Origin of the sequence: Rhizobium sp. BK379, assembly GCF_014193955.1 — a bacterium.
In the GTDB taxonomy this organism is placed as follows: domain Bacteria; phylum Pseudomonadota; class Alphaproteobacteria; order Rhizobiales; family Rhizobiaceae; genus Rhizobium.
The window spans coordinates 1-14,016 of the sequence record NZ_JACIAD010000003.1 but is presented as its reverse complement, the minus strand read 5'-3'; the positions used below and the strand labels follow the sequence as shown (position 1 = coordinate 14,016).

Here is a 14,016-nt window from a genome sequence, read left to right as displayed (position 1 = left end):
ACGCCCGGGGCTGTCGTTAGGGGCGCGCCTCTGCCTCACGCAGCGAAATCAGCCGTCGTGCCGTCTCGTCCCAGAGGATGAGTTTCACGCAGCTGAGGCTGTCACGAATGTTGATGCGTCCAAGCTTCGCCAGCTCCGGATAGTCACGCAGCACTTCCGGCAACCGGTAAAACGGCACTCGGCTCGACAGGTGGTGGACATGGTGCATGCCGATATTGGCGGTGATCCATCGCAGCGGGCGCGGCAGGTCATAATGCGAGGCGCCATGCATGGCGGAATAGGGGAACGTCCATTCCGGAGGCTTCGACCAGTGGGTATCTTCGAATTGGTGCTGAACATAGAACAGCCAAACACCGGCCGATCCCGCCAGCAGGACGATTGGCAGATGGATCAGCAGAAAGGGAACGATCCCAACGGCCCAGATCAGAAGCGCGACCAGTGCAGCGACGCCGGCATTCGTCGCCATCGTCGAAATCCAGGGCAGGGCGCCGGAACGCATCATGCCGATCGGCAGTCGCTGCTTGAAAATAAAAAGATAGGCCGGGCCAATACCGAACATGACCAGCGGATGCCTGTATAGGCGATAGGCAAGTTTTCCTCGACCGGTCAGGGCGCGATATTCTTCGACCGTCAGCGTGGTGATATCACCGACACCCCTCTCATCCAGATTGCCGGCTGAGGCATGGTGTTCTGCGTGTGCACGGCGCCAATAATCGTAGGGTGTGAGTGTGAGGATGCCGATCACGCGCCCCGTCCAGTCATCCCACTGACGCCGTCCGAAGAACGAGCCGTGCCCGCAATCATGTTGCAGCATGAAGAGCCGCAACAGGAAGCCGGCGGCAGGGACGACGAGGATTAAGCCGAGCCAATAGCCGAAGTGGATCGCAACCGATGCTGCCGCCCAAAGAAGGATAAAGGGAATCAGCGTCACGGCCAGTTCGTACAGGCTTCGGCCTGTATTGGGTTTTCGGTAATTCGAGAGAATCTTGAGCCAGGCTTTTTCGGCACCGGCGTCTTGGCCAGCCGTCATCGTTGCGTTCATAGTCGGTCGGCGTCTTTCTGTTGGGCAGCGCTGCGGAAGAAGTGTTCGGCATGCTGGTAGTCATTTTCTGCGCCGATCCGGTCGCCGGCCAAAGACTTCAGCTCGGCAAACTGAAGGTACTGCTTGTATCGATCCAGCAGGCGCTGCCTCGATGGTGTAGCACTTCTATTACGGTGGGCGAAATGGTGATTATTCATGATAGATCCGAACCGCGAGGGCTCGCTCCTGTTGTCTGAAAATGATTGCTTGGGCGCTTTGCTCGGCGATGGTCCGCTGTCGCAGCTTGCAACTGATGCCTTGTCCTAGGAGACTGCGGCAGGGTGCGTTAGCGATCGGCGAGACGGTGTTTCCGTCGGCAGATGCGGTCGTTCTGATCTGGTCAGTGTGAGATCCACGCGCAGAAGCAAACTCCACTGCGGCTGCTACAAATCGCTGATGGGAAGGTCGCAAGCGCGTCGGCAATCGGGCAACGGAGCCTGCATCATCGAGGATACAATATCCTCGGATGTTTGGGGTATTACTGCAGCATTGTGGCTGCATCACGTCGGGGATGTCTCCAAGCTATCCGGATCGAAAGAATTATGTCGCTTCCCCGCCTGCTGTTGAGCTGGCGACCGACGCAGGCTATCAGAACGGGCAACAAAGTCCCGTTCCGAGAGACGCATCTGACAATGACCCTTTCATACCTGGTTACCCATTCCGGCGGCTTCCACGCCGACGAGCTGCTTTCAAGCGTCATACTGACCCGGCTGTTTCCTGAGGCCCGGATCATTCGCAGCCGAAATGTTGAATGGACCACACCGGCCGCCGATCGCATCATCTACGACGTCGGCGGGCAATATGACCCTGCCGCGGGCATTTTCGACCATCATCAGCGTGGCGCGCCGGTGCGAGAGGACGGACGGCCCTACAGCTCCTTCGGCCTCGTCTGGAAACATTACGGGTCGGATTATCTTGCGGCGCTTGGGGTGCCCGAGGCGCATGTAGCAGCGGTGCATACGTCATTCGACGCCAAATTCGTGCTGCCGGTCGATCTGACCGACAATGGCGCGCTTGATCTTTCGGTTGCAGGCGAGCTGGCAGGCTTGACGCTGCCAGCGCTTCTCGAAACCCTGAAGCCGGTTTTCGATGCGAAGGATCCAGATGCCGATGACGGGGCGTTCCACGCGGCTCTTTCGATCGCCCGCAGTTTCGTCGAAGCCGGGATCGCGGCGCAGGATGCCAAGCTTCGTGCCGAAGGCCTTGTTCTCAAAGCGATCGACGAGACAGGCGAGGGCAGGGTTCTCGAACTGCCGACGGGCATGCCCTTCCGCGCCGCGATCGTAAAGGCCAAGGCCGATCAGCTGCTCTTTGTCGTCCACCCCCGGGAAAACGACTGGTGCCTGACCGGCATTCGGCGTTCCGACGAGGGCTTCGAACTGCGCGCGGATTTGCCGGCCTCCTGGGCGGGGTTGACCGGCCACGATCTGGAATTGGTTTGCGGCGTCGAAGGAGCAACGTTCTGCCACAAAGGCCTTTTCGTTGCTGCCGCCAAGACCCGAGAGGCTGCACTCGCGATGGCGCAGATCGCTGTAGAACAGGCGCTGGCATGACGATCGTCGGGCCTAAGATTACCGGAGGCCTGTTGCTTCTGAGCCTTTCATGTTGCTGGCCGACCCTGGCGGCCGATCGGCAATCCGATACGTTCAAACTCCCTGAAGATGTGCGCGCCTTTATGGAGCGTCGTGACGGATGCGATCACTTTCGGGGCGAGGATTCGCCCTATGCCGAGCGGCGCGCACAGATTGACGAGGAGCTGAAGCGGCTTTGCACCGGGACCGATGCCGAGCTCGCCAGACTGAAACGCCTTTACGCCGAAAACGAAACGGTGCAGCGTTTGCTTGCCGAATATGAAGTCAACATCGAGACGGGAAATTAGTCCGGCGGCGGAAATGCGCGATGAACGCTCCCGTCAGACTTCCATAACGTCCTCGAACGATTCCGGGAAACTTTGACGCGCCACCTTCTCGTTGATGACGAGCATCGCCTCATAGGACTTCGGATCGAAATCCTTGTCCACGGCCACCACTTCCCGCCCGAATAGCAGGTTGAGCCGCGCGGCGTCCAGATTGCCGCGCTCGAAGGGCTCAACCCCGAAATAATGCCAAAGCGCATGCAGGAAGGCTGCATCGACCCGGTGTTCCGCCGTGCCAGGGCGTGCGCGACGAGGCAGTGCCTTGATCGGCGTCACGCCCTTGGGATTGGCGCGGCGGATGGTGAACTGAATGCCGCTGCCCGGCATTCCCGATGGAAAGCCGCGGTGCTTCGTCATGTCGGGAAGATTGGCCATCGCTGCCCTCCTTCGCATTGCGATCGTATCATGTTTCGTTCTATGCCGGGCTCGCCGATGGCGACGCCCCGCAATCACACGAATAGCGATCTCGGCGACACTTTGCGAGCACAGAATATGTGGGCCTGTTGGCCCGTCGGGCTGGCCTGCGCGAGCACCAATATGTGTGACGTCGGTCTCTGAAGTCTCGTGACATGCTGATTGCTCGCGATACCCGGCGAGCGTCACTCGCCGGGTATCATTTTGAAGTCAGCTCACTTCGGCGTGACGTCGAAGCCGAACCACTTTTCCGACAGCGTCTTGATCGTGCCATCCGCCTTTGCAGCGGCAATCGCGTCGTTGAACATGGCCTTCAGTTCCGTGTCGCTCTTACGCAGGCCAACGGAACTGCCACGGCCGAGGAACCCGCCCTGGAAGCGTGGACCTGTCGTCGTCATGTCTTCGTTGCCCGGCTTCTCGGAAGCCGTCGTCAGATAGGCCATGGACGCCATAACGATATCGACACGACCGGCCTTGAGATCGAGATCATGCTCTTCCGTCGTCTTGTATTCTCTGACGTCGACGACACCCTTCAGATATTTGTCGACGAAGGCGGCCGCTGTGGAGGCAGTCTGCACACCGATCGTCTTGCCCTGGAGTGCCGGCTTGATCTTTTCGATCTCTGCAGCAGCGCCCGCTTCATCACTGGCAAGCGAGAAGACCTGGCCCTTTTCCGACAGCTTTGCGAGATCGCCCGTCTTCGAGGTCGCGAAGGCCTGGCCGGTGGAGCCGTAGGAATCACTGAAGGCGATCACCTCTTCGCGCTTTGCCGTCGCAGACATGCCGGAGATGATGGCATCGAATTTGCCGGCGTTCAGTGCCGGGATCATGCCATCGAAGTTCTGGACCACGATCTTGCACTCCACCTTCATGTGATCGCAGAGATATTTGGTCAGTTCGATCTCATAGCCATCGAGCGAGCCATCCGGCTTAGTGAAGTTATAAGGCTTGAATGCGCCTTCGGTGGCGATCGTCACCGTCGTCCACTCCTTGTCTTCGGCATGCGCAACACCGGCCGTCGCGATGACGGCAGCGGCTGATGTCGCCATCAGAACCCGTGAAAAGAACCTCATGTTTTTGCTCCCCTTTTCTTTGTTTGGGCTGAGAAACTACTTGTTGATGAACTGGCGGAAACGGTCCGACCGGGAATTGACGAACACATCCTGCGGTTTGCCGTCTTCTTCGATTACGCCCTGATGCAGGAAAACGACCCGGCTGGAGACATCGCGGGCGAAACCCATTTCATGGGTGACGACCAGCATCGTGCGCCCTTCTTCGGCGAGTGCGCGCATGACGCGCAGCACTTCGCCGACGAGTTCGGGATCGAGTGCGGAGGTCGGCTCATCGAAGAGCATTACCTTCGGGCGCATGGCGAGCGCACGTGCGATGGCCGCGCGTTGCTGCTGACCACCGGAAAGATGCGACGGATAGAAATTGCGTTTTTCTGCAATGCCGACCTTGGCAAGCAAGGCCTCGGCTTCCTCGATGCACTCCGTCCTCGACCGGCCGTGCACATGAACCGGGGCTTCGATGACGTTCTCGAGCACCGTCTTATGGGACCAGAGGTTGAAGCTCTGGAAGACCATGCCGAGCTGCGAACGAATTCGATCGACCTTCCTGCGCTCGGCGGGCCGGCTGCCGCCTTTTCCGTCGGCCACCATGCGGATCGTTTCTCCCGCGACCGTCACTTCACCGGAATCGGGTGTCTCCAGAAGATTGATGCAGCGCAGGAAGGTGGATTTGCCCGAGCCGGAGGAACCAAGAATCGAAACAACATCGCCTTCATGAGCGTCGAGCGAGATACCTTTCAGGACTTCCACCGGACCGAAACTCTTGTGCATATCCCTCACGCTGAGCGCGATGGTGGAAAGAGGGGCATTCGCCGCGGTCATCGGGCGTCTCCTTCGAGTACGGATGTGGCTGTCGCCGGAAAGTGGGGAACAGGCTGACGCAGATGCGGGCTCAGCCAATATTCGACAAGGTAGACGAGACGCGTCAGCAGGAAGTTGATTGCCAGATAGATGGCGCCTGCGACGATGAAGACTTCGATTGCCCGATAGGTCTCGGAAATGATCCTGGCGGCGACACCGGTCACTTCCATCAGGGTAATGATCGAGGCGAGCGATGTCGCCTTCACCATGGAGATCATCTCATTGGAGTAGGCCGGCAGCGCCTGGCGGATGGCGAGCGGCATGATGATGCGACGGAACTGCATGAAGCGAGGCATGCCGCAGGCGCGCGCCGCCTCGACCTGGCCGAAAGGTACAGACAGAAGTCCGCCGCGAATGATCTCGCTGGCATAGGCAGCTGTATTCATGGTCAGCGCAAGCACCGCGCACCAATAGGGCTCGCGCAGGAACGGCCACAGGATGCTGTGCCTGACCTCGGGAAACTGGCCGAGTCCGTAGTAGATCAGGAAGATCTGCACGAGCAGCGGTGTGCCGCGGAAAATGAAGACATAGGTGCGTGCGAACCATTCCAGCACCATTATCCCGGAAAGCCGGCACAGTGCGATTGCCAGCGCCAGCGCGGCCCCGAGTGCGATCGACGTCGCGGCAAGCTGAAGGGTGAGCGGGACAGCGGAAACGAGACTGACGAAGGTTTCGCCGAGAAATTGCCAATCCATCAGGCTCTCCTCACACCGCGAGAGAAGTGCTTCTCAGCCTGTCTCAAGAAAAGGCCGGAACCGGTTGAAATGATGAGATAGATCGCACCTGCAACGATATAAAAATCGAAGGGAAGACCAGTCGATCCTGCCGCCACTTGCGTCTGGCGAAGCAGTTCGGCGACGCCGGTAATGGAGACGAGTGCGGATTCCTTCAGAACGACTTGCCAGACATTGCCGAGGCCCGGCAGCGCGTGACGTAGCGTCAGCGGTGCGACGATCCGGCGAAACCGCAATGCACGGCCCATGCCGCAGGCGATTGCAGCTTCGATCTCACCTCGATGCACCGCCTTGAAGGCGCCCCGGAAAACCTCCGTAAATTGCGCGCCCGAGGTGACGCCGACGGCGAGTGAACCCGCAAGGAACCCCGGAAAGCCAAGGAAACCTTCGGCGCCGAAAAGCCGGCCGAGTGCGGTCACAGCGGCACTGCCTCCGAAATAGAAGAGGTAGATGACCAGAAGATCAGGTATGCCGCGAAGGACCGTCGTGTAGGTGTCGGCGGCGATCTTCAGGCCACGTCCGCCCGATATCTTCGCCCAGGCACCGAACGTGCCGATCACCGAGCCGATGGCATATCCCGAAAGCGCGACCAGGATCGTCATCCACGCGCCGGCCATGAGCGCCTTGCCCCAGCCGTCGGGGCCGAAGCTGATGAGCTCGAGGATGCCGGGCTGGTTCATGATGCCTTTTTCTCCGGCAGCGGCGGTTGAACGTCGTCGGGGATCGGATTGACGAACTGTATCCCATCGAGGCGGCCCTTCAGGTCCGCCTTGGCCGCCTCGATGAGAGCAGGATTGCGGATCAGGTCGATGGCGGTGCTCGCCATGACCTTTGCCGCGTGCTCCGTGCCTTTATGGGCTGCGGGAAGCTTGCCCTGAGCGACCAACTGCCAGGAATGACCAGGCGTGCCGATGGCATAAGTCGCGCCGCGCATCTGCACTGTTGGCACGACCCAACTGACGCTGCCGACATCGGTTGAACCGACAATCATGCTGTCGCCGGCGTAGAGCGGGAAGATTTCCTCGCAAAGCGGCTGGTCCTTCTTCGGTTTCAGGCCGAATCGTGCGTAAGAAGAGGCTATGTCCTCGGCGCTCATGGTCGCCTGGAATGCCCGGGCGGTGGCGCGGTCGTTGTCATCGAAAACGGGCGGGCCGAGGCGTTCGAGATTGGCAAACATCAGGTCCTCGAGCGGAACATTGCCGACGAGATTGGCGTCACCGCTGATCACCTCGCTGCGGACCGACGTCTCGGTCATGAGGGCAGCGCCCTCCGCCACCTTCTTGACGCGGGCGACGAGCGACAGGAGTTCGGGGAGGTTTCGGGCGCGGACGAGGTAACGCACCGTCGCGCGCGCCTGCACCACATTTGGCGCCGAACCACCTGTATCGGTCACGGCATAGTGGATGCGCGCCGTAGAGGGCATGTGCTCGCGCATGTAGTTGACGCCGACGTTCATCAACTCAACGGCATCGAGCGCGCTGCGGCCGAGATGCGGTGTTGCTGAAGCATGCGATGAGCGGCCGGTGAAGTGGAAATTGATCTCGTTGCAGGCAAGCGAGACGGGGTTGTTGACGCCGGCAAAGGCCGCCGGGTGCCAGCAAATGGCAATGTCGACGTCATCGAAGACGCCAGCGCGCACCATGAAGCCCTTGGAGGAGCCGCCTTCTTCTGCCGGGCAGCCATAATAGCGCACGCGGCCCTTGAGGCCGTTTGCGGCAAGGAAATCCTTCACCGCTGCCGCCGCCAGCATCGAACCGGCGCCGAGCAAGTTGTGGCCGCATCCATGGCCATTGCCGTTTGCCGTCACCTCGCGCTTCTCGGCAACGCCTGCTTCCTGGCTGAGACCGGGCAACGCATCGAATTCTCCGAGGATTGCGATGACCGGGCCACCTTCACCGGCTTCGCCCATAACCGCTGTCGGAAGTCCCGCGATACCGCGTTCGACACGGAACCCTTCGGCTTGCAGCTGCCGCGCGTGCTCTTCAGCGGATCGGTATTCCTCGTAATTTGTCTCCGGCATATCCCAGATCCGGTCGCTGAGCGCAAAGAATGCTTCGCGCTTGGCTTCGACAATGTCCCACACCGTGTCCGAGTTTTTCATGGCTTCCACAACAGCATTATTTTGCATAGTATCCAAAATTGGCGCCAATTTAGGTTACAAAGAATTTATGCGCAATCCACATGCACGAATAAATTTTCATCACGGCAATGCGTTGGGGCTGCCTTACGGACATACCTCAGCCCGTGATATCGATGGAGAAGAGCAGGGGAAATTCGAATGGCAGATATCATAATGAATTCGGGGCAGGCCGCGTCCGCTGGACGCGACGTGACGGACCTCGTGCTTCAGGATATTCTGGCCGGGGTGCTCCTGCCCGGTACTTGGCTGAAGCAGATCGATCTCGAGCGACGCTACAATTGCACGCGGCCTGAAGTGCGACGTGCTCTTGATCGCCTTGCTCAAAAGCGGCTCGTCGAACATGTGCCAAACCGCGGTTACCATGTCTATGAACCGGATGGCCGGCGCGCACGGGAAGTGAGTGAAATCCGCATTATCCTGGAAACCGCCATCGCCGGCACGATCATTCAGAATGCATTGCCGGCAGATATCGCCAATCTCCGCAGACTTGCCGAGCATTTTGACTTCATGGTGCTGAATGGCACGATGCTGGAACTTTACGAGGCGAATCTCGCCTTCCATCGGCAATTGCTGGTTCTTGGCGGTAATCAGGAACTGGTCGACCTCATCACGGAAATCCGTCAGCGAACCTCATCGGCGCCGGTCTCACAATGGCGCACGCGCGCCCGCGTGGAGCAGTCGGGCCGGGAGCACCATCTGATGATCAAAGCGATCGAAGCCGGTGATGCCGAGCATTTGAAGGAATTGGTGCGGCAGCATATTCTTCAAAGCTAAATATGCCTGACCTATCCCGGTCTTCTCAGGTCGCCGTTGTTGCAGTGTGCAGTTGCGAGTGCCCGTGAGACGAGAACATACGATATGCTTGGGGCTTCGAATTGTAGTCGATAAATTTCCGAACCCGTAACATAGTACCTGCTAGTTTTGATCGTAACCGGTCGAACAGGTTGCGAGGCCATTCGAGCGAAACGCAGTATAACGGGACCGGCATGCGAGGACAGCTTCAGCAGGAAATCTTGGATATGCTGGCACGGGGGTCTTCTCTCGAAGACGCCTGCGATCGTATTTGCGAGCATGCTGAGCGGCTTGCAGCCGGGGTCATTTGCTCAATCGTGACCGTTGACCGCGAAGGGCTCCTGCATCCGCTGGCTGGGCCAACGATCTCCAAAACCTATTCGGATGCGCTCGACGGAATTCCGATCGGGCCCGATGTCGGCTCGTGCGGCACGGCTGCCCATTTCCGCAGGCCGATCGCCGTCACCGATATCTTTGCAGACCCGCTTTGGATACCCTACCGGCCGCTTGCCGACATTCTTGCGAAAGAACATGGCGTCAAGGCGTGTTGGTCGAGCCCGATCCTGCGCAGCGACGGACGCGTGCTCGGAGCGTTCGGATTTTATTACAAGGATAATCGCGGCCCCACGCCCGAAGAACGCATGATCGTTGCTGAGTGCCTCGACCTTTGCTCGCTTGTACTCGAGCGTGAAGAGGTGAAGGCGGATAATCAAAGGCTTGCCTTTTTCGACAGCCTCACGGGCTTCGGCAATCGCGCCAACTTTCTCAAGACGCTCGAGGCTGCCATCGAGGGTGCCAATGCCCCTCTTTCGGTTCTGCTCGTCGATATCGATCATCTCGGCCGGGTCAATGACGCTTTCGGCCATGCGACCGGCGACAGATTGATCCTGGAGGTCGGACAAACGGTTGCACGGATCGCAGCGCCTGCGGCTATCTTCAGGGTTGACGCCGATGAATTTGCGGTTCTGATCGAAGATCGTTCCGCCGAGGAATTATCGGCGGTTTCGACAGAAATTCTGCGCGCCATAGAGAACCGGACCCCACACCGCAACGAACATCTTCTGCCGGTCTCGGTTACCTGCGGGGGCGCGATCTTCGAACCGTCCCGGCCACCCGACGTGCCAACCTTTCTGCAGCATGCAAATCTCGCACTCCACCATGCCAAGCAGACCGCCAGAGGCGGTTTCGTGCTTTACAGCGATGATCTTGCCGGGGCGATTGCAAACCGGTTTCGGGCGCTGCAGACCGTGACCAGCGCCTTGGCCGAAGATCGGATAGAGGCGCATTACCAACCGATTGTCAGCCTTCCAACGCAGGAAATCGTCGGTCTCGAGGCTCTATGCCGCATTCGTATGGATGGTGGCCAGATCCTTTCCCCCGGCGCGTTTGCCGAGGCACTCCAGGATCCATCGATCGGGCATCTCCTGACCGACCGGATGCTGGAGCAGGTCGCGCGCGATATCCGATACTGGCTCGATCTCGAGCTCTCGTTTCAATATGTCAGCGTCAATGTATCGATGGCGGATTTCAACCAGGGCAATCTCGGCGAACGGATCAAAAGCGTTTTTGCCCGCCACCGCACACCGCTCAAGCATGTCGTGCTCGAAGTGACCGAAACGGTCTATATGGACGAAAAGGACGGAAAGGTCGCAAAGGCGATCGAAGAGCTTCGCAGGGAAGGGCTGCTCGTGGCGCTCGATGATTTCGGCACCGGCTATGCCTCGCTCACGCATCTGCTGAATTTCCCGGTCGACATCATCAAGATTGACAAGACCTTCATCGACCGGATGTCCGATGGACCCGGCGCTGTCATCGTCAAGGCCCTTCTCGACATGTCGGTCGGTCTCGGTACCCGCATCGTGGCCGAGGGTGTGGAGACGGAAGATCAGGCAGAACGCCTTCTGCGCCTCGGATGCCCCTATGTGCAAGGATATCTGTTCGGTCGCCCGGTCGATCGCGACAAGGCAACAGAAGCGCTGCGGTCCGAGGTTCGCCCTCCGGCAGACAAGGTGAAACGAAAGTCCGGTGGCCCGTGATATCGCGACTATCGCGACAATAGCGCGACTGCTGTCACTCTGCAGCCTCGTTATGGCGTTCGAGATAGTGCCCCTCCAGGAAGGAGCGATAGGCGTCGGCTATGCCCGCCTTCAGGCCTATCCTCGGTGACCAGCCGAGCGCGCGCAGCTTGTCGGCGCTCATCAGCTTGCGCGGCGTACCATCCGGTTTGCTGAGATCGCGCGTGATCTCACCTTCGAACTCGACGACCTCGGCAACGAGCCTTGCCAATTCGAGGATGCTGATGTCTTCGCCTGAGCCGACATTCACGTGACTTTCGGCGGAATAGGCCTTCATGAGATGGATGCAGGCATCGGCGCAATCATCGACATGCAGGAATTCACGCAGCGGCGTTCCTGTGCCCCAGATGCGGATTTCCTTGTCGCCGTTGATCTTGGCCTCATGCGCCTTGCGGATCAGGGCCGGCATGACATGGCTTGAATGGAGGTCGAAATTATCGCCCGGTCCATAGAGATTGGTGGGCATGGCCGAAATGAAGTCCTTGCCATGCTGCTTCCGGTAGGCAGCGCAAAGCTTCAATCCGGCAATTTTGGCGATCGCATACCATTCGTTCGTCGGTTCGAGCGATCCGCTGAGAAGCGCGTCTTCGACGATCGGTTGTTCGGCGAACTTCGGGTAGATGCAGGACGAACCCAGAAACATCAGTTTTTCGACGCGAGCCTTATAAGCGGCGTGGATGACGTTCGCCTCGAGGATCAGGTTGTCGTAGAGGAAGTCGGCCGGATAGGTATCATTGGCGAGGATGCCGCCGACCTTTGCAGCCGCCAGGAAGACGGCATCGGGGCGGTTGTTTGCCATCCATGCCTCCACCTGATCCTGCCGCCTCAGATCGACTGCGGCGTGCGCAACCGTGAGGATCTCGCAGCCCTCGGACGCAAGACGCCGCACGAGCGCGGAGCCCACCATCCCGCGGTGACCCGCGACATAGACTCTTTTCCCAGCGAGGCTGTAGATGATCTCAGGCATGGACCAGCCCCTTGTTCGCGCCGATCGTCGGAACATTGCGGGCCATGACTTTCAAATCCTCGCGGACCATTTCCGAAACCAGCTGGTCAAGACTCACCTCGTGTTTCCAGCCAAGCTTCGTATGCGCCTTCGTCGGATCACCAAGCAGAAGGTCGACTTCGGTGGGTCGGAAATAGGCCGGATCGACCTCCACCACGCAGCGGCCGGATAACTTGTCGTATCCCTTTTCCTCGACACCTTCCCCACGCCAATCGATCGGCATGCCCACCCTGGCAAAAGCCTTCTCGACAAAAGAGCGAACGGTGTGCGTTTCGCCGGTTGCTAGGACATAATCTTCCGGCTCGTCCTGCTGCACCATCAGCCACATGCCGCGGACATATTCCCGCGCATGTCCCCAGTCGCGCTTGGCATCGAGATTGCCAAGATAAAGCCGCTCCTGCAGGCCGAGATGGATGGCCGCGGCCGCGCGGGTAATCTTGCGCGTTACGAAGGTTTCACCACGGATCGGGCTTTCATGGTTGAACAGGATGCCGTTCGAGGCATGCATGCCATAGGCTTCGCGATAGTTGACGACGATCCAGTAGGCATAAAGCTTGGCGGCCGCATAGGGGGATCGAGGGTAGAACGGCGTCGTTTCGTTCTGCGGGACCGCCTGAACCTTGCCGTAGAGCTCTGAAGTGGATGCCTGATAGAAGCGCGTCTTCTTGGTCAGGCCCAGGAGGCGAATGGCCTCAAGCAGCCTTAGGGTGCCGGTTCCGTCCGCGTTGGCGGTATATTCCGGAGTTTCGAAAGACACCTGGACGTGGCTTTGTGCGGCGAGATTGTAGATCTCGTGGGGCTGCGTTTCCTGGACGATCCGGATGAGATTTGTTGCGTCGGTCATATCCCCGTAGTGAAGGATGAAGCGCGGATTATCGACATGAGGATCTTCGTACAGATGTTCGATACGATTGGTATTGAAGGACGACGAACGCCGCTTGATGCCGTGAACAATATAGCCCTTATCCAGGAGCAATTCGGCGAGGTAAGCACCATCCTGGCCGGTTACGCCGGTAATCAGTGCGACTTTCCCGTTGTGTCTCATTCCGGTATCCATGATCGTTCTCCAACTCGAGTACTAACGCTGTTTCTGAGAAGCTGCCGAATGCCATCGACAGGTGGTGTTTCGCGGTTTGAGCGGGCGGTTCCGCCGTTGCCTGCAATGTGGATATCGCAACCTTCGGCTCTCATTTTTGCATCCCCAGATACGGGTGCAGCCAACGCAAGGTGAACCATGCTGCGATGGGTGACGTCTCGAAATTCTGATAGGTCATCAAGGATCTTGCGTATAATTCGGAGTCACGGAAGTTATATTTTGCGTGACGTTTGGGTTTGACATTGTTGATGGCGACAACGATGTCGGCATTGCGAGCGCTCCTGAGCTGCTGCAGGCAGAATTCGGCGGCTCTGCGGCTGGTTTTTGCCCATTGCACGATCATCAGCGTTCGTTCCGTCAGCGCCGTCAGATGCATCGTATCGGCCGAGGCCAGTACGGGGGCGCTGTCGAAGATGACGATCTGGCCTCTGTTGCGGGCCATCTCGATGATCTCGGCGACGTCGGTCATGCGCATGCGCCGCTGCAGGCGGGGATTGCCGGCCGGGATGAAGTCGATCCCGCTCGGATGGTGATGGACGACGTCCTCGAGGCCAGCCTGTCCACTCAGGAAGTCATTCAGCCCCTGCTTCAGGCCGGACCGGAACAGCGTATCGAGATGTCCGCGCCGGATATCGCTGTCGACAAGCAGCACCGGTGTTCCGTTGGCGGCAAGCTCGATTGCCAGCGATCCGGCCACCAGCGACTTGCCTTCGCCGCTATGGGCCGAGGTCACGGCAATGCTGTTCGGCAGCTTTCCGCCATTGGCCTGCTTGAGCGAGATCATCACGGTGCGGATCGCTTCGTCGAACATGCCGATCTGCGTTTGCCCGAA

General features: G+C 59.1%; 16 protein-coding genes. 5 read left to right on the top strand and 11 right to left on the bottom strand.

The window, feature by feature from the left end; translation table 11 throughout:
- Positions 1-16: 16 nt before the first annotated feature.
- Together FHT93_RS16545 and FHT93_RS16540 are read right to left on the bottom strand one after the other, a co-directional pair.
- Complete coding sequence (locus tag FHT93_RS16545; RefSeq protein ID WP_113014811.1) at positions 17-1,042, bottom strand: fatty acid desaturase; 1,026 nt, start codon at positions 1,040-1,042, stop codon at positions 17-19.
- Positions 1,039-1,239, bottom strand: coding sequence for a DUF4167 domain-containing protein (locus FHT93_RS16540; protein WP_112971665.1), 201 nt, complete (start codon positions 1,237-1,239; stop codon positions 1,039-1,041). Before FHT93_RS16540 ends, FHT93_RS16545 begins: the two co-directional genes overlap by 4 nt.
- A gap of 474 nt (positions 1,240-1,713) precedes the next feature.
- Here FHT93_RS16540 and FHT93_RS16535 point away from each other — a divergent pair, with 474 nt between their 5' ends.
- Entirely contained in the window at positions 1,714-2,634 is a 921-nt protein-coding gene (locus tag FHT93_RS16535; protein WP_113014834.1) for an MYG1 family protein, read from the top strand.
- The gene (locus FHT93_RS16530; RefSeq protein ID WP_113014812.1) at positions 2,631-2,960 is read left to right on the top strand and encodes a hypothetical protein; all 330 of its coding nucleotides are present in this window, start codon (positions 2,631-2,633) and stop codon (positions 2,958-2,960) included. The genes FHT93_RS16535 and FHT93_RS16530 overlap by 4 nt, the downstream gene beginning before the upstream one ends.
- Before the next feature lie 33 nt (positions 2,961-2,993).
- Here the strand turns inward: FHT93_RS16530 and FHT93_RS16525 are convergent, their stop codons facing one another.
- The 6 genes from FHT93_RS16525 to FHT93_RS16500 form a co-directional block, all read right to left on the bottom strand.
- Positions 2,994-3,371, bottom strand: coding sequence for a hypothetical protein (locus tag FHT93_RS16525; protein WP_112971667.1), 378 nt, complete (start codon positions 3,369-3,371; stop codon positions 2,994-2,996).
- A 254-nt stretch (positions 3,372-3,625) separates the two neighbouring features.
- Complete coding sequence (locus tag FHT93_RS16520; protein WP_113014813.1) at positions 3,626-4,483, bottom strand: transporter substrate-binding domain-containing protein; 858 nt, start codon at positions 4,481-4,483, stop codon at positions 3,626-3,628.
- Positions 4,484-4,519: 36 nt separating this feature from the next.
- Positions 4,520-5,302 carry an ATP-binding cassette domain-containing protein gene (locus FHT93_RS16515; protein ID WP_183848427.1) on the bottom strand — a complete coding sequence of 261 codons (783 nt, stop codon included), beginning with the start codon at positions 5,300-5,302 and terminating at the stop codon, positions 4,520-4,522.
- Entirely contained in the window at positions 5,299-6,036 is a 738-nt protein-coding gene (locus FHT93_RS16510; RefSeq protein WP_183848425.1) for an ABC transporter permease, read from the bottom strand. Before FHT93_RS16510 ends, FHT93_RS16515 begins: the two co-directional genes overlap by 4 nt.
- On the bottom strand, positions 6,036-6,755 hold the full coding sequence (locus FHT93_RS16505) for an ABC transporter permease subunit (protein ID WP_183848423.1): 720 nt from the start codon (positions 6,753-6,755) through the stop codon (positions 6,036-6,038). The genes FHT93_RS16510 and FHT93_RS16505 overlap by 1 nt, the downstream gene beginning before the upstream one ends.
- On the bottom strand, positions 6,752-8,176 hold the full coding sequence (locus FHT93_RS16500; RefSeq protein WP_183848421.1) for a M20 family metallopeptidase: 1,425 nt from the start codon (positions 8,174-8,176) through the stop codon (positions 6,752-6,754). Before FHT93_RS16500 ends, FHT93_RS16505 begins: the two co-directional genes overlap by 4 nt.
- Here FHT93_RS16500 and FHT93_RS16495 point away from each other — a divergent pair.
- The 3 genes from FHT93_RS16495 to FHT93_RS16485 all read left to right on the top strand — a co-directional run bounded on the left by FHT93_RS16495 (position 8,175) and on the right by FHT93_RS16485 (position 11,043).
- A complete protein-coding gene (locus tag FHT93_RS16495) occupies positions 8,175-8,369 on the top strand; it encodes a hypothetical protein (RefSeq protein ID WP_162709998.1) in 195 nt (64 codons plus the stop codon). The genes FHT93_RS16500 and FHT93_RS16495 overlap by 2 nt on opposite strands.
- On the top strand, positions 8,354-8,989 hold the full coding sequence (locus FHT93_RS16490) for a GntR family transcriptional regulator (RefSeq protein WP_113014817.1): 636 nt from the start codon (positions 8,354-8,356) through the stop codon (positions 8,987-8,989). Before FHT93_RS16495 ends, FHT93_RS16490 begins: the two co-directional genes overlap by 16 nt.
- Before the next feature lie 245 nt (positions 8,990-9,234).
- Positions 9,235-11,043: a GGDEF domain-containing protein gene (locus FHT93_RS16485; protein ID WP_162728521.1), complete on the top strand. Its 1,809-nt coding sequence runs from the start codon at positions 9,235-9,237 to the stop codon at positions 11,041-11,043.
- 34 nt (positions 11,044-11,077) lie between these two features.
- Here the strand turns inward: FHT93_RS16485 and FHT93_RS16480 are convergent, their stop codons facing one another.
- The 3 genes from FHT93_RS16480 to FHT93_RS16470 form a co-directional block, all read right to left on the bottom strand.
- Positions 11,078-12,049 carry a GDP-L-fucose synthase gene (locus FHT93_RS16480; protein WP_183848419.1) on the bottom strand — a complete coding sequence of 324 codons (972 nt, stop codon included), beginning with the start codon at positions 12,047-12,049 and terminating at the stop codon, positions 11,078-11,080.
- Positions 12,042-13,145, bottom strand: coding sequence for a GDP-mannose 4,6-dehydratase (gene gmd / locus FHT93_RS16475; RefSeq protein ID WP_112971676.1), 1,104 nt, complete (start codon positions 13,143-13,145; stop codon positions 12,042-12,044). The genes FHT93_RS16480 and gmd overlap by 8 nt, the downstream gene beginning before the upstream one ends.
- Positions 13,146-13,275: 130 nt before the next feature.
- On the bottom strand, positions 13,276-14,016 hold a 741-nt coding region (locus tag FHT93_RS16470), incomplete at its 5' end, for a CpsD/CapB family tyrosine-protein kinase (RefSeq protein WP_183848417.1).

Bases quoted from the DNA above. Each gene is read 5' to 3' on its own strand.
- FHT93_RS16545 (WP_113014811.1), bottom strand. From the start codon at position 1,042: ATGAACGCAACGATGACGGCTGGCCAAGACGCCGGTGCCGAAAAAGCC.
- FHT93_RS16540 (WP_112971665.1), bottom strand. From the start codon at position 1,239: ATGAATAATCACCATTTCGCCCACCGTAATAGAAGTGCTACACCATCG.
- FHT93_RS16535 (WP_113014834.1), top strand. From the start codon at position 1,714: ATGACCCTTTCATACCTGGTTACCCATTCCGGCGGCTTCCACGCCGAC.
- FHT93_RS16530 (WP_113014812.1), top strand. From the start codon at position 2,631: ATGACGATCGTCGGGCCTAAGATTACCGGAGGCCTGTTGCTTCTGAGC.
- FHT93_RS16525 (WP_112971667.1), bottom strand. From the start codon at position 3,371: ATGGCCAATCTTCCCGACATGACGAAGCACCGCGGCTTTCCATCGGGA.
- FHT93_RS16520 (WP_113014813.1), bottom strand. From the start codon at position 4,483: ATGAGGTTCTTTTCACGGGTTCTGATGGCGACATCAGCCGCTGCCGTC.
- FHT93_RS16515 (WP_183848427.1), bottom strand. From the start codon at position 5,302: ATGACCGCGGCGAATGCCCCTCTTTCCACCATCGCGCTCAGCGTGAGG.
- FHT93_RS16510 (WP_183848425.1), bottom strand. From the start codon at position 6,036: ATGGATTGGCAATTTCTCGGCGAAACCTTCGTCAGTCTCGTTTCCGCT.
- FHT93_RS16505 (WP_183848423.1), bottom strand. From the start codon at position 6,755: ATGAACCAGCCCGGCATCCTCGAGCTCATCAGCTTCGGCCCCGACGGC.
- FHT93_RS16495 (WP_162709998.1), top strand. From the start codon at position 8,175: ATGGCTTCCACAACAGCATTATTTTGCATAGTATCCAAAATTGGCGCC.
- FHT93_RS16500 (WP_183848421.1), bottom strand. From the start codon at position 8,176: ATGAAAAACTCGGACACGGTGTGGGACATTGTCGAAGCCAAGCGCGAA.
- FHT93_RS16490 (WP_113014817.1), top strand. From the start codon at position 8,354: ATGGCAGATATCATAATGAATTCGGGGCAGGCCGCGTCCGCTGGACGC.
- FHT93_RS16485 (WP_162728521.1), top strand. From the start codon at position 9,235: ATGCTGGCACGGGGGTCTTCTCTCGAAGACGCCTGCGATCGTATTTGC.
- FHT93_RS16480 (WP_183848419.1), bottom strand. From the start codon at position 12,049: ATGCCTGAGATCATCTACAGCCTCGCTGGGAAAAGAGTCTATGTCGCG.
- gmd (WP_112971676.1), bottom strand. From the start codon at position 13,145: ATGGATACCGGAATGAGACACAACGGGAAAGTCGCACTGATTACCGGC.